General features: G+C 65.5%; 15 protein-coding genes. 8 read left to right on the top strand and 7 right to left on the bottom strand.

Annotated features, from left to right (window positions below; translation table 11 throughout):
• The 3 genes from AC1DRP_RS26715 to AC1DRP_RS26705 form a co-directional block, all read left to right on the top strand.
• On the top strand, nt 1-430 hold a 430-nt coding region (locus AC1DRP_RS26715), incomplete at its 5' end, for a glutamate-cysteine ligase family protein (RefSeq protein WP_476770032.1).
• A gap of 192 nt (nt 431-622) precedes the next feature.
• Nucleotides 623-2,002, top strand: coding sequence for a glutamate--cysteine ligase (locus AC1DRP_RS26710; protein ID WP_441506429.1), 1,380 nt, complete (start codon nt 623-625; stop codon nt 2,000-2,002).
• A 102-nt stretch (nt 2,003-2,104) separates the two neighbouring features.
• Nucleotides 2,105-2,281 carry a Flp family type IVb pilin gene (locus tag AC1DRP_RS26705; protein WP_441506430.1) on the top strand — a complete coding sequence of 59 codons (177 nt, stop codon included), beginning with the start codon at nt 2,105-2,107 and terminating at the stop codon, nt 2,279-2,281.
• 49 nt (nt 2,282-2,330) lie between these two features.
• Here AC1DRP_RS26705 and AC1DRP_RS26700 read toward each other — a convergent pair whose 3' ends face one another.
• Entirely contained in the window at nt 2,331-3,212 is an 882-nt protein-coding gene (locus tag AC1DRP_RS26700; protein ID WP_069877505.1) for a LysR substrate-binding domain-containing protein, read from the bottom strand.
• Between the two features lie 175 nt (nt 3,213-3,387).
• Between AC1DRP_RS26700 and AC1DRP_RS26695 the strand changes: the two genes are divergently transcribed.
• Entirely contained in the window at nt 3,388-3,774 is a 387-nt protein-coding gene (locus AC1DRP_RS26695) for a DUF1127 domain-containing protein (RefSeq protein ID WP_441488893.1), read from the top strand.
• Nucleotides 3,775-3,998: 224 nt separating this feature from the next.
• A complete protein-coding gene (locus tag AC1DRP_RS26690; RefSeq protein WP_476770031.1) occupies nt 3,999-5,903 on the top strand; it encodes a methyl-accepting chemotaxis protein in 1,905 nt (634 codons plus the stop codon).
• Nucleotides 5,904-6,025: 122 nt separating this feature from the next.
• Here AC1DRP_RS26690 and AC1DRP_RS26685 read toward each other — a convergent pair whose 3' ends face one another.
• The 3 genes from AC1DRP_RS26685 to AC1DRP_RS26675 all read right to left on the bottom strand — a co-directional run bounded on the left by AC1DRP_RS26685 (nt 6,026) and on the right by AC1DRP_RS26675 (nt 10,296).
• A complete protein-coding gene (locus AC1DRP_RS26685; protein WP_476770030.1) occupies nt 6,026-6,985 on the bottom strand; it encodes a DUF937 domain-containing protein in 960 nt (319 codons plus the stop codon).
• A gap of 99 nt (nt 6,986-7,084) precedes the next feature.
• Nucleotides 7,085-8,440, bottom strand: coding sequence for an MATE family efflux transporter (locus tag AC1DRP_RS26680; protein ID WP_476770029.1), 1,356 nt, complete (start codon nt 8,438-8,440; stop codon nt 7,085-7,087).
• Entirely contained in the window at nt 8,437-10,296 is a 1,860-nt protein-coding gene (locus tag AC1DRP_RS26675; RefSeq protein ID WP_441506433.1) for a monovalent cation:proton antiporter-2 (CPA2) family protein, read from the bottom strand. The genes AC1DRP_RS26680 and AC1DRP_RS26675 overlap by 4 nt, the downstream gene beginning before the upstream one ends.
• 196 nt (nt 10,297-10,492) lie before the next feature.
• Between AC1DRP_RS26675 and ispH the strand changes: the two genes are divergently transcribed.
• Genes ispH through rnhA form a run of 3 tightly spaced genes read left to right on the top strand, consistent with a single transcriptional unit; the run spans nt 10,493 to nt 12,879 of the window.
• A complete protein-coding gene (gene ispH, locus AC1DRP_RS26670) occupies nt 10,493-11,464 on the top strand; it encodes a 4-hydroxy-3-methylbut-2-enyl diphosphate reductase (RefSeq protein ID WP_441488898.1) in 972 nt (323 codons plus the stop codon).
• Between the two features lie 6 nt (nt 11,465-11,470).
• Nucleotides 11,471-12,436: a homoserine kinase gene (locus tag AC1DRP_RS26665; protein ID WP_441506434.1), complete on the top strand. Its 966-nt coding sequence runs from the start codon at nt 11,471-11,473 to the stop codon at nt 12,434-12,436.
• A complete protein-coding gene (gene rnhA, locus AC1DRP_RS26660; protein ID WP_441506435.1) occupies nt 12,433-12,879 on the top strand; it encodes a ribonuclease HI in 447 nt (148 codons plus the stop codon). Before AC1DRP_RS26665 ends, rnhA begins: the two co-directional genes overlap by 4 nt.
• 15 nt (nt 12,880-12,894) lie before the next feature.
• Here the strand turns inward: rnhA and AC1DRP_RS26655 are convergent, their stop codons facing one another.
• The 3 genes from AC1DRP_RS26655 to AC1DRP_RS26645 all read right to left on the bottom strand — a co-directional run.
• Complete coding sequence (locus tag AC1DRP_RS26655) at nt 12,895-13,344, bottom strand: GNAT family N-acetyltransferase (RefSeq protein WP_069877496.1); 450 nt, start codon at nt 13,342-13,344, stop codon at nt 12,895-12,897.
• A gap of 150 nt (nt 13,345-13,494) precedes the next feature.
• Nucleotides 13,495-13,980 (bottom strand): redoxin family protein, encoded by a 486-nt coding sequence (locus tag AC1DRP_RS26650; protein WP_476770028.1) that lies wholly within the window; start codon nt 13,978-13,980, stop codon nt 13,495-13,497.
• A gap of 46 nt (nt 13,981-14,026) precedes the next feature.
• Nucleotides 14,027-14,276 (bottom strand): hypothetical protein (locus AC1DRP_RS26645; protein WP_476770027.1); only part of this gene is annotated, 250 nt, incomplete at its 5' end.

Genomic DNA, 14,276 nt, shown 5'->3' with positions numbered 1-14,276 from the left:
GCTCTATCGGTGCCTTGTTCGCCACCTCTGCAGGAACCCCGGGCTCAACGCTGATCTGACCGCGGCCGCGCGCGCCATCGCAGCAGAGAATGTCTGGCGGGCCCAGCGCTATGGGATCCATGGCGGATTGGTCTGCCCGGAAAGCAAGGGGATGCGCTCGGTTCCGAGCCTGGTCGACGAACTGATCGATCAGCTTTCGGACGATGCCGCGGCGCTCGGCTGTACCGCCGAACTTGGCGAGTGCCGGACGATTGCGGCTCAGGGCACCAGTGCGGATCGACAGCTCGCCATCTTCGAGGAGGCCCGCGCGCGCACCGGGAGCGACGCGGGAGGGCTGGCCTCCGTCATCGACTGGCTGGCGTCAGAGACGCGAAACTATGGCGCAAGCCGGCTGCAGGACATGAGCCAGCCCCTGCGCGGTGTGGCCTGAACGCAAGCGGATGCCGGATGCCGGCATGTGCGTTGTGCATTTGCGCAAGCAATCTCCTTCCACGAACGCGGGACGGAGGTCGTTGTCCTCCGTTCGGCGGTCGCATATGTCTGACGCTTCCTGGGCCTGCCTCGCCCGTGCCGTCCGGTGCGTGCGAGATGTCGGCCACCCTTTCGTCCTGCCGGAGCGCCCATGGCTCGCGATGTGTCCGATTCCACCCCGATCGCGTCGAAGTCCGAGCTGATCGGCTGGATTGCGGCAGGCGAGAAGCCTCGCTCCGCCTTCCGGATCGGCACCGAGCACGAGAAGTTCCCGTTCTACCGCGCGGATATCGGCGCCGTGCCGTACGAGGGGCGCGGGGCCGCGGGCGGTATCCGGCACCTGCTCGAGGGCATGCAGCAGCGGCTCGGCTGGGAGCCGATCATTGACGATGGCCATATCATTGGCTTGGCCGGGCCCGAAGGTGGCGGGGCGATCTCGCTTGAACCCGGTGGCCAGTTCGAACTCTCCGGCGCGCCGGTCGAAACGCTGCATGAAACGGCGGCGGAGCTCGCCGCGCATCTTGCCGATGTGAAAGCGGTCGCCGAGCCTCACGATATCGGCTTTCTGGCGCTGGGCCACTCGCCGCTCTGGACGCGGGAGCAGACCCCGGTCATGCCGAAGGGCCGCTACCGGATCATGGCCAACTACATGCCGAAGGTCGGCACGCGCGGCCTCGACATGATGTTCCGGACCTGCACCGTGCAGGTGAACCTCGATTTTGCCGACGAGGCGGACATGGTGAAGAAGCTCAGGGTTTCGATTGCCCTGCAGCCGATCGCAACCGCGCTCTTCGCTTCTTCGCCCTTCACCGAGGGCAAGCTCAACGGCTTCCAGTCGGTCCGTTCCGAAATCTGGCTCGATACCGACAATGCCCGTTCGGGCATGCTGCCCTTCGTGTTCGATGAGGGCATGTCCTACGAGGGCTATGTCGACTGGGCGCTCGACGTGCCGATGTATTTCGTCAAACGCGGGCCGGTCTACCACGACGTGACGGGCGCCTCCTTCCGCGATCTGCTCGCCGGCCGGTTGCCGCAGCTTCCGGGCGAGCACGCGACCATGTCCGATTGGGCCAACCACCTGTCGACATTGTTCCCCGAGGTCCGGCTGAAGCGCTTTCTGGAAATGCGGGGCGCCGATGCCGGGCCGCCCGCCTTGCTGAACTCGTTGCCCGCCTTCTGGGTCGGATTGCTCTATGATCAGGTCGCGCTCGACGCCGCCTGGGACCTGGTCAAAGGCTGGAGCACCGAGGAGCGTCAGGGCCTGCGCGACGCAGTGCCTGCGGCGGGGCTCTCTGCCACAGTCGCCGGCCGCAGCGCGCGTGAGATTGCGCAACAGGTTCTGGAATTGTCGCGCGCTGGTCTCGCGCGCCGCGCCCGCCTGAACGGCAAGGGCGAGGACGAGACGCGTTTCCTTGATCCTGTTCTCGCGATTGCCGAGAGCGGCCGCAGCCTGGCTCAGGACCTTGCCGACCGGTATCGCGGGGAATGGAACGAGCGTGTCGAGCCGGTCTTTAAGGATTTGCTCATCTAAACGGCCGATCAGCCAGGGAATTCCCAGGCAAGGTCGGTGGTTCGCGGCATTTGCCATCGGGCGTTAACGCTTTCTCCGAAGCTTCGGAGCGAGCATCCGGCCATGGAACGATTGCTCACCCTTCTTCTCGGCTTCGCCCGCGACAACCGCGGCGCGACGGCGATCGAGTATGGGCTCGTTGCTGGCCTGATCTCGATGTCCGTGATCGTCGGCGGGCAGGAGATAGGTCGGTTCGTACGCGGTGTATTCGAAGCGGTACAGACCGGGCTCAATCCCTGAAAACCACGGCTCCCGAGGGAGCCGGGCCCAGGGCAGGCTGCGGACGGTTCTACTCCGCCGCCGTCTTGAAGCTCGCGAGGTTGTCGAGGCTTTGGATGATGTGCTCCGCCAGGGCATTGGAGAGCACCGACGGGTCGAAGCGCGTGCGCAATAGCCCGATCTTGCAGGACGGCAGGGTTGCATAGCCCTCGCTGGGGCCGAGTATGCGCATACCGGGCCTGATCGCGCTCTCCGGCAGCACAGAGACGGCGAGGCCGGCGACCACGGCTGCACCGACCGCAGTCGAATTCCAGCTCGCATAGAGCACGCGGAAGCGGCGCCCCTTCTTCTCCAGCGCTTCGACCGCAGCCTGCCGCCAATTGCAGGTCGGACGGCCGAGCGCGAGCGGGAGCGGGTCCTCCTCATGGACGGTATGGCGCGCAGAGGTGACCCAGAGCAGTGGCTCGATCCGGATGATCTCGCCCTGACCGCGGCCTTCGACATGGGTGATGATGGCAAGGTCGATATCACCGGTGCCGATGCGCTCGGCCAGCATCGGAGTCGGCTCGCAGACGACCGTCACCTCGGCGCGCGGGTTGGAATGAGCAAAGCGAGCCAGGATCTCGGGTAGATAGCGGTCGGCATAGTCGTCGGGGACGCCGAGGCGGATGCGCCCCTTGAGGTCTGCATCGGCGAAGCTCGCCACGCATTCGAGATTGAGGCGCACGATGCGGCGCGCGTAATCCAGCAGGCGCTCACCATCTTCCGTCAGCTTGGCGTGGCGTCCGTCGCGGCCGAAGAGCGGGCGCCCGACCCGTTCCTCAAGGCGCTTCATCTGCATCGAGACGGCGGATTGCGTCTTGTAGACGATCTCCGCCGCGCGAGTGAACGAGCCCGTATCGGCAATGGCGACAAAGGTCTTGAGCTGGTCGGCGTCGAGAACATGCGCCATGGAGCACCCCCACGATGGATCATCAATATCCGTGCTGTGAAGCATCATAACCATTCGTTTGGCTGATGGCCAGCGCAAAGCTATCCTGCCCACATTCTCCAGTCCGTGTCGTCGGTGCGCTCCAGCCGGGCCGGAAAATGCTCGTTTTGCCGCCAGACCCCTGAAGGAGGTCGCCATGCTGATCCTGACATTCGTTCCGAAGTCGCTCTCGTTCGTCGCCACCGGCGTCACGCGTGTTGTGGCCGGCGGTTATGTTGGCGTGAAAGCCTTGACGCGCGCTCTGATTCACCGCCGTGAGGTGCTGAGGCTCTCCGAACTCGACGAGCGCGGCCTCAAGGATATCGGTCTCGTCCGCTCCGATATCGACGGCGCGCTGACCGTATCCTGGCTGAAGGACCCTTCGGCGGCTCTCGCGGCCCGCTCCAGCGCGCGGGCCGGCGTCGCCTCTCTCCGGCGCGAAGAGGGCGTTCGACAGGCTCAGGTGAAGAATGCTGTCGCCAAGCCTCTCACGCCGCGTCCGGTCGCGGCCGGTTCGAATTCGACGGTTGCGTGCAGCGCCTGACCCCTTGGCACTGCGCGTTTCTTGCGGGCGGGAGCTTCGTGCTTCCGTCCGTTTTTCTTTTCCAAGCTCTCGCCGGGCATGGCGGAAGCGGGATTTGAAGCCATTTCGCCTGCAATTTGGCCCTAATCGGCATTCGTAACCTATTTTTCAGCATTCCCGCCGAACGTTCCCGACATGCCGCGGCGATGCCCGGTTCGATGCTTCTCGGGGGGGTGGGTGTCGGTATGCGGATTTCTCTGCGCTTTCAGGATCTGCGTCTCAGGACCAAGATCGCGATCCCGCTGATCGTTCTCGGATTGATCAGCGTTGCAACTGCCGTCTATGCCGGCCGCGAATATGCGCGGATCCAGAAGGCATATTCCGATCTGATCTCGCACAATGCGACGGCGATCCTCGATTCGGGCCGGACCACCCGCGCCATGACCGACATCGTGCGCGATCTCTACAAGGCGATCGCCTATCCCGAATTCATGAAGCAGAACGCGACCAGCATCGAGGATGTGCGCAAGGCCTATGACCGTGCGCAGTTCCAGCTGATCGAGGCCAAGATCAGCTTCCCGCAGAAGGCTGCCGAGTTCGACGCCATGGGCCGGGCACTCTCCGCGCTCAAACCGCAGATCGACGATATCGTCGCCCAGGCCGCGAAGGACGAGGATCTGGCCGCGTTGTCGGTCATGTCCCAGCTCGATCGCACAATTGGCGAGATCGTCACCGCCGCAGGCAAACYCAACGAAGCCATCAAGACGGAAACCCAGGCGACCTCGGAAACGCTCGATGCCGAGGCCAGCGAACTGAGCATCGTCATTCTGGGCCTCTCAGCCCTGGGCATCCTGCTTGGCCTGGGCGGTGCTGCCTTGCTGACCCGGTTTTCGATCACCAGGCCGCTGGAAGCGCTGAGATCGCGCATGGATGATCTCGCCAGGGGCGATTACGCGGTCGAAGTTCAGGGCCAGGCGCGCAAGGACGAGATCGGCGCGATGGCGCGTGCGGTTCAGGTCTTCAAGGAAAACGGCCTTGCCGTGCAGCGTCTCGAGGCGGAGAGCGCCGAGGGACGAGACCTTTCCGAGCAGCAGCGCCGGCAGATCGAGACCGAGCGGGCCGAGCAGGCAAAGCAGCAGGAGCAACTCGCGCGGGAGCAGGGGCTGGTCATGGGGCTGCTGGCAGAGGGCCTCGACCTGCTCTCGAAGAGCGATCTCAGCCATCGCATCGATGCGGAGGTTACCGCTGCCTATGAGAAGCTGCGCGACGATTTCAATACGGCGGTGGAGCATCTCTCGATGACGATCACCACCATCCAGGCGACTGCGGCCGATGTCGGCAACGCGGCGCGCGAGATCAATATGGGCGCAGACGATCTCTCGAAGCGCACCGAGGAACAGGCGTCCTCGCTGGAGGAGACTGCGGCAACCACGGAAGAGCTTGCCGCCTCGGTCAAGGCCTCTGCGCAGGCATCGAAGCAGGCCGTCTCGCTGGCCGATGAGGCGATGAGCGTGGCGCAACGGGGCGGTGCAATCGTCCATGATGCGGTCGCTGCAATGGCACGCATCGAGACGGCCTCACGAAAGATCTCCGACATCACCTCGGTCATCGACGAGATCGCCTTTCAGACCAATCTGCTCGCCTTGAATGCGGCGGTCGAAGCGGCGCGGGCGGGCGATGCCGGCAGGGGCTTTGCCGTGGTCGCCTCGGAGGTCCGCACGCTGGCGCAGCGCTCGGGCGAGGCCGCCAAGGGTATCAGCGCGCTGATCTCGGAATCGGGAGCGGAGGTGGCCCAGGGCGTCGGGCTCGTCCGCTCTGCCGGTGAAGCGCTCGATCAGATCGTGGCCGCATCGCGAAAAGTCTCCGCGACCGTATCCGAAATCTCCGCGGCCTCGGCCGAGCAGGCCAATGGAATCGACGAGATGAGCCAGTCGGTCGCGCTTATGGACGAGATGACCCAGCAGAACGCCGCACTGGCCGAACAGAGCGCAGCCTCTGCCAGCGCACTGGGCGATCAGATCCGGCGCCTCAACGATCTCGTCTCGAGCTTCCGCACGCGCGACAATGTCGCCGATCTCCGGGCGATCGCTGCGGCCATGTCCGAAGGCCGTGGCGCCGTGATCGAGTGGTCGCAGCGGCGCAGCGCCTGATCGGGACAGGGCGATGAGTGCCGAAAGCATCGGCCCGAAAAGCGGATTGCGGTTTTCGGCAAAGCCGATGCAAAGACAAAAGGTTAAGTCATCAGGCCGGATACGATATCCGGTCCGATGAATTAGCGACGCTGCCCGCCGCCGAGCATCGCGTCCAGAATCGACTTCAGCGCGTTCTGATGGTCGTCCTGCACCTGGCGACCATGCTCGAACATCTGGTTCAGCGCGTCGAGGCCGATCGACCCCGGCCCGGCTTCGCCCGAAGGCGCCGGCTGGTCCGGTTCCGGCTCAAGCTCAGGCTCTGCCGTGGGCCTGGTGGCCTGGCCACGCGGTTGTGACGGGGGCGGCGCCGCCTGGGGCTGAGCCGCTGCACCGCCAAGCATCCCGGTCAGGATCTGGCCGAGAAGCCCGCCCATCGGGTCGGCCCCGGCCGGTTCGCCTGGCCTTGCCCCGCCCAGAGGACCACCTCCGAGCGGACCGCCGCCAAAGGGACCGCCACCCTGTGTCGGAGGGGCACCAGCCGCCTGCCCGAACAGGCTCCCGAGAATCGCGTCGAGCGAGCTCCCCGGCGTTTGCGGTTGGGTTTGGGGCGCGGGCTGCTGGCCCGGCATCCTGCCCTGCATCATCTCGGCGAATTGCCCGAAGATGCCGCCGAGCCCCTGATTGCTGGTCGACTTGAACAACCCGCCCATGATCATGGAGGCGATGACCGGCAGCATCTGTTTCAGAACCGCCTGGCCGACGCCGCTGGTCGCCGCAGCCTGGGCGGCCAGCGCGTTGCTGACGTCCTTCGAGCCGAAGAGCTGGTTGAGGACGTTGTTGCCCATCATCGCGGCGTTGTCGGGAATGCCATCGCCATCGGCGTCATAGAGCGAGCCGAAGGGCGAGGCCGTCATCATCTGGGCGAGATTGCCGAAAGCGCGGGGGTCCTGCGTCTGGCGCTGCAGTCCCATGGTGAAGGCCGGCAGCAAGGCGTCGAGCGCGCTCTGCGTCTGCTGTTGGCTGAGCCCGTATTGCCKAGCCAGATTCTGCATGGCCTGCCCGTTCTKGGCCGATTGCATCATCTCGAACAGGTTCATCATGGCGCCTCTCCGTCTTCGTCGCGGTCTGCCGCCGCCTGCACCCCGAACGATAGCAGGGCGGGGCGGGCAGGCAAGCGAGGCCGCCGCGATGCTGGATGCTCACGCGCCCCTGGGCTGGCGCTCCAGGCGCGTGATGCCGCGATAGGCAAAGACCAGCGCGACGAGGCCGAACGCCACAGCCCCGAGCGCGGTGCCGACCATCGCCCCCTTCGGCCCCGCATAATATGCGCCGACCCAGGCCATCGGCATCGTCCCGAGCGTTGCGCGCCCCCAGCTGAAGAGAGTCGACAGGATCGGCATGCCGAGATTGTTGAACGCGGCATTGGCGACGAAGAGTATCGCGACGAAGATCCACATCGGCCCGGAGATCAGGCAGAAGAACATCACCAGCTCTGCGGTCAGGCCGCTGGCATGGAATACGGCGACGATCGGGCCGCGCAGCAGGAGGAGCGCGAGCCAGGCAACGCAGACGCAGGCCACGGCGAAGATCACGGAATCGCTGAGCGCGCGGCGCATGCGGTCGAAACGGCCGGCTCCCCAGTTCTGGCCAAGGATCGGCCCGACTGCGCCCGATAGCGCAAAGATCACGCCAAAGGCGACCGGCACCAACCGATCCATGATCGCCATTGCCGCGATCGCGCCATCTCCGAAGCGCGCGAAGATGCTGGCGAAGACTGCGTTTGCGATCGGCGTCGAGAGATTGGTCAGGATCGCCGGGCCGGCGATCGCAAGCGTGCGCGGCGTGTCGGCCAGCAGCGCCTGCCGGTTGGGCATGCCGACCATGTCGTGGATCTTCACCGCGCCACGGAAGCCGACAAAGGCAAAAATGACACGTGACAGCACGGTCGCCCAGGCGGCGCCGTCTGTGCCGAGTGCAAAGCCAAAGATGAACAGCGGATCGAGCACTGCAGTTGCGAGCCCGCCCCCGAGCGTAACGAACATGGCGCGCCGGGCATCTCCGATGGCGCGCAGTACGCCCGAAAATCCGATGCCCAGCGCCATCAGAAGATTGGAGGGCAGGGCGATCCAAAGGAATGAGAGGGCGACGTCATAGGCCTCGCCATGCGCCCCAAGATGCCTCAGGAGCCAGGGCAGGCAAGGCAATGCCAGCAGCGTGAGCGCGATTGCGGCAAGCGCCATCAAGGTCATAGCGGAGCCCGCGATCCGGCGCGCGCCCTTGCGGTCTCCGGATCCAAGCGTGCGGGAGGCCAGCGCCGAGACCGCGATCATGAAGCCGATATTGATCGAGACCGTCAGGAACAGCACGATCGTCGCGAAGCCGACGCCAGCAGTCGCCGCCGGCCGGCCGAGCCAGGAGACGTAGAGCAGCGAGAGCAGGTCGACGACGAAGATCGCCATCAGCCCGACCGCTCCGGTCGCGGTCATCACCGCGACATGGCGAAAGGTCGAGCCGCTGACGAAGACGGCCTGGTTGGGGTTGACGGGTGCGTTCACAATTCCGGTTCTCCGACGCCGCCGACCGCGACTTCAGCTCCGCCATCCTCGATGACCTCGCGCGTCTCCTCGGTGAGTGCCTTGGACTTGGCCTTCGGTTGAACCAGCGGCTCCGGCGAGACGCGCGGCACCTTCTGGATGCCGGCGGCGATGCCCTCGTGATACTGGATCTCCATGCGCTGGGCGTCGCGGTCACGGACGCTGTCGATGACCAGACTGGCCTCATCATAGCTGAGGCCGAGGCTCTCCAGCGTCACCCGCCCGAAGCCAAGCGCCGACTCGAAGGTTTCGCGCATCTGGAAGTCGACATCGGCTTTCATCAGCTCGATCGCATGGACACGGTCATAGGCCCGCACATGCAGCCGTGCGGAGGGGAATTCGGCCCTCGCCATCTCGACGATCCGCAAGGCCGCTTCGCGATTGTCGATGCAGATGCAGATGATCTTGGCCTTCCCGGCGCCGGCAGCACGCAGCACGTCCAGTCTCGTGCCGTCGCCGTAATAGATGCGGAAGCCGAACTTGGACGCCGACCGGATGCGCTCGACATTGGAGTCGATGATCGTCACCGGGATGTGCTGCAGCAGCAGGGCCTGGGTCACCACCTGCCCGAACCGGCCGAACCCGATGACCATGACGGAGCCGCCGGCACCTTCGAAATCCTCTTCCATGGTTTCCGCCGGGGCGGCGCTCCGGGTCAGCCAGAGGTCGATCAGCTTGGCGGCAACCGGTCCGATCAGCATCGAGAGTGCGGCGAGAGATGTCGCCAGGGCCGCCTGCTGGCTGTTGAGCAGCCCGAGCGCAGCACCGAGCGGCAGGAGAACGAAGGCGAATTCGCCGGCCGGCGAGAGCAGGGCACCGGCCCGTATGGCTTCGGTCCTCGACGAACAGGAGACGCGCAGGATCGTTGCCGCGACGACGATCTTGAAGGCGACCAGCAATGGCGCCGCGAGCGCCAGCAGCAGGGCGTTTTCGAAAACGAGCTGGAGGTCGAGCGACATGCCGACCGCCATGAAGAACAGGCCGAGCAGCACGCCGCGGAACGGCTCGATATCGGCTTCGAGCTCGTGCCGGAAATGCGAGTCCGCCAGCAGCACTCCGGCGAGGAAGGCGCCCATGGCCATGGAGAGGCCGACCCGCTCCATCAGCATCGCGGCACCGAGCACGATCAGCAGCGCGGCCGCGGTCATCACGTCCTTCGCGCCGGTGCTGGCGAGGATCCGGAAGAACGGATTGAGCAGGTAGCGTCCGACGAGCACGAGCAGCGCGACGGCGAGCAGGGCGAGGCCCAATCCCGCGAGTGCCGGAGCGCCTCCGTGGTTCTGCGCGCCCGTGGTCGCCAGCAGGGGGAGCAGCGCCAGCGCTGGAGCGATCGAGATATCCTGGAACAGCAGGATCGAGAAGGTGCGCCGGCCGTAGGTTTCGCTGCCGTCGCCGCGCTCCTCCAGGACCTGCAGGGCTATCGATGTCGCAGACAGGGCAAGCGCAAGCCCCACCGCAATGGCGCCGCCGACGGAGAGACCGAATTTCCAGCCAACGAGCCCGATCGCCGTCGCGCTGAGCGCCATCTGCGCGAGGCCGGCGCCGAGGATGTCCTTGCGCATCGAGTAGAGGCGTGACGGCTGAAGCTCCAGCCCAACCAAGAATAGCAGCAGCACGACACCGATCTCGGCGGTGCCCCGGATCGCGTCCGGGTCATTGACCAGGGCGAGCACCGAAGGGCCGATCGCGATGCCGGCCGCAAGATAGCCGAGCACGGCGGATTGGCCGAGACGACGAAACAGCGGCACGGCAATGACTGCGCCTGCACAGAAAATCAGGATCGGCGGCAGGTAACTCGTGTGACTGGCGTCGGCCATGGGAACTCTTCGTTGTGGAAAGCAGGCCCGCGCAAGTGCCACAGCCGACCATGCTGCCTATCTAGGCGCTTCCTTGCTGCGCTGCGAGGGGCGAGTTGCGCAACGGCCCGTCACGTCCTGCGGCGCTGCTCTTCCTTGACATCGCGGGGCGCACGCCGAAAGAAGGCGCTGACCATTTCCGAGGCCTCGAAACCGCGTGACCAAGCCGCCGCTCGACATCCTGCTTTGTGCCCCGCGCGGCTTTTGCGCCGGGGTCGTGCGCGCCATCGACGCAGTCGAGAAGGCGCTCACGCTGCATGGCGCGCCGGTCTATGTGCGCCACGAAATCGTGCACAACAAATATGTCGTCGAATCGCTGAAGCGCAAAGGCGCGGTCTTCGTCGCGGAGCTGTCGGAGGTGCCMGACACCACCCGTCCGGTGATATTTTCGGCCCATGGCGTGCCGAAATCGGTTCCTGCCGAGGCCGCATCGCGGACACTTTTCGCCATCGACGCGACCTGCCCGCTGGTCACGAAGGTGCATCGCGAGGCCGAGGTTCATCACAAGCGCGGCCGCCATATCCTGCTCGTCGGCCATGCCGGCCATCCCGAGGTCATCGGTACGATGGGCCAGCTGCCTGCGGGTGCGATCACGCTGATCGAGACGCTGGACGACGTGGCGCAGCTTGCTCCTCCCACCGGCCAACCACTTGCCTATGTCACCCAGACCACGCTTTCGGTCGATGACACACGCGGCATCGTCCAGGCGCTGCAGGCGCGGTTCCCGGAGCTGATCGCGCCGCACAAGGAAGATATCTGCTACGCCACCACGAACCGTCAGGAGGCGGTGAAGCGGGTTGCCCCGCTGGTCGACGGACTTCTTGTCGTCGGCTCGCCCAATTCCTCCAATTCGCAGCGCCTGCGCGAGGTCGCCGAGCGGGCCGGTTGCCCCTCTGCGCGGCTGGTGCTGCGCGCCGACGAGATCGACTGGTCGATCTTCGGTGCGATCAAGCGGCTGGGCATCACGGCGGGCGCCAGCGCTCCCGAGGTGCTGGTCGAAGAGATCATCGATGCCTTCGCCGAGCGCTATGACGTCCGCGTCGAGACCGTCTCGACCGCCGATGAAAGCGTCTTCTTCCCCCTGCCGCGCGAACTGCGCGGCGAGCCTGCGCCGAATGCGGCCGAGTGAGCGAATTTGGCCGTCTATACTGAAGTGCCCGACGATGAGATGGCTGCCTTCGTGGCGCGTTACGGCATTGGTGATCTGCTGGCGGTCAAGGGCATCGCCGAGGGGGTCTCGAATTCCAATTTCCTGCTGCACACCACGCAGGGCTTCTTCATCCTGACGCTGTACGAAGAGCGGGTGAGCGCGGCTGATCTGCCGTTCTTCCTCGGACTGATGGAACATCTGGCCGAGCGCGGGCTGATCTGCCCGCTGCCGGTCAAGGCGCAGGACGGTCTGGCTGTGAGCCGGCTCGCGGGGCGGCCGGCGGCGATCGTGACTTTCCTCGATGGTCTCTCCGTGCGTCGTCCGACGGCTGCTCATTGCGCCGAGGTCGGGCGTGGGCTGGCGCTCCTGCACAAGGCGGGCGAGGGCTTCGGCATGACCCGGTCCAATGATCTGTCAGTCGCGGGCTGGCGGCCGCTGGCGGAACAGGCCGGTGCCGGGGCCGAGACGGTCTCGCCTGGACTGGCGAAGCGCGTCATGACGGAAATCGCGTTCCACGAGGCCAACTGGCCACAGAGCCTGCCGCGCGGCGTGATCCACGCCGATCTCTTTCCCAACAACGTCTTCTTCATCAAGGACCGGTTGTCGGGACTGATCGACTTCTATTTCGCCTGCACCGACGCCTTTGCCTATGATCTCGCCATCTGCCTGAATGCCTGGTGCTTCGAGGCCGATGCGTCGTTCAATCTCACCAAGGGGCAGGCGATCCTCGCGGGCTATGAAAGCGTGCGCGCCCTGACCCCCGCCGAGGTTGAGGCGCTTCCGGCGCTCTGTCGCGGCTCGGCCCTGCGTTTCCTGCTGACCCGGCTGGTGGACTGGTTGAACGTTCCGCCGGGGGCCCTGGTCAAGCCGCTCGATCCGCTCGAATACGACCGCAAACTTGCCTTCCACCAGCGCGTCGGTGACGCCCGCGAATACGGCCTGAAACGATGAGCGATACAGTAGAGATCTGGACCGACGGGGCCTGCTCGGGCAATCCCGGCCCGGGGGGCTGGGGCGCGATCCTCAGCTACAATGGCAAGGCGCGCGAGCTCTCGGGCGGCGAACAGATGACCACCAACAACCGCATGGAGCTGATGGCGGCGATTTCGGCGCTCGAGACGCTGACGCGGCCCTGCACGGTGGCGCTGCATACCGACAGCCAGTACCTGCGTCAGGGCATCACCGGCTGGATCCATGGCTGGAAGAAGAACGGGTGGAAGACGGCCGACCGGAAACCGGTGAAGAACGAGGAGCTCTGGAAGCGCCTCGATGCCGCGCTCGGCCGTCACAAGATCGAGTGGAAATGGGTCAAGGGCCACGCCGGCGATGAGATGAACGAGCGCGCCGATATGCTCGCCCGCGCCGGCATGGCGCCGTTCAAGCCAGGGCGATAGAGCCCAGCAGGCTCGTCAGCCGAGCGGCTGCCGATAGACCAGGAAGCCCGAGAGATCGGCGACCTTGTCGTAGAGTTCGCGCGCCTGAAGATTCGTCTCATGCGTCTGCCAGTAGACGCGGAAACAGCCCTTGGCCTCGGCCATCTGCCGCACGGCTTCGATCAGCTTCCGGCCGCCGCCGCCGCCACGGATATCCGGGCTGACGAACAGATCCTGCAAATAGCAGATATCCTTGGCGCTCCAGGTGGTGCGGTGCGTGACCCAGTGCACGATGCCGACAGCCTTGCCGTCGCGTTCGGCGATGAAGCCACCCATCGGCTCCTTGCCGCCTGTGAGCCGGGCGAAGGTCAGGTCATGGATCTCTTCCGGCAGGCTCGACTTGTAGAAGGTCAGGTAGCCCTGCCAGAGCGGTCCCCAGGCGGTACGGTCGCTCGCGACGAGCGGGCGGATGGTGATCTCGGACATGCAGCCTCTCCCAATAGCGCTGTCACGCTAGCCCGGGGGCGCTGCATCTGTCTCATGACAAAGCGCCATGCTTTCGATCAGCATCGTTGCAGCAGGCATGAAAAAGCCCGCGCGGCGGGTGCCGGGCGGGCTCTTTCATGCACGAAGCGCTCAGAGCTGCTTCAGCATTTCCTCGGCGCCGGAGACGTCGGCCTTGCCCGGTGCGTCTTCGACATTGAGAGCCTCGACCACGCCGTTCTCGACGATCATCGAATAGCGCTGCGAGCGGGTTCCGAGGCCAAAGCCCGAACCGTCGAGCGAAAGCCCGATCTCCTTGGCGAAATCGGCATTGCCGTCCGAGAGGAACTCGATGACGCCGACTGCGCCCGTTGCCTTCGACCACGCATCCATGACGAAGACGTCGTTGACGCCGGTCACCATGATGGCGTCGACGCCCTTGCCCTTGATCTCTGCAGCCTTGGCGAGATAGCCGGGGAGGTGATTCTTGTGGCAGGTCGGCGTGAAGGCGCCGGGCACCGCAAACAGCACCACTTTCTTGCCCTTGAACAGGTCTTCGGTCGTCTTCGYTGCCGGGCCGTCCGCCGTCATCACGCGGAACGTCGCCTGCGGAAGTGTGTCACCCACCTTGATCGTCATCGCCTGTTCTCCGTGAGCCATGCGGCCTTCGCCGCTCGGTCAGGGATTAGGGCTTGGCGACCGGGATGTCGAGTTCAAGCCGCGTCTCGACCGCCGCAGGTTTGCCGCGCACCGTCACGATGAAGGGCACCGGTCCCGCTGCGCCCTTGGGACGGTCGGTAATCCGGACATGGGCGAGCACCGTGCCATCGGCCTGCGGCTTCAGGACCGGTTTGCTGAAGGACCAGGCGCCGGGCCCCTCGACGAAGACATCCTCGATCGCGCCGTCCGGCGGAGCCTGCAGCACGAGCTTGACC

It is taken from the genome of Allobosea sp. 01N443, from assembly GCF_056399325.1.
The sequence above is the reverse complement of the archived record's forward strand: the minus strand, read 5'-3'. Positions and strand labels throughout refer to the sequence as shown.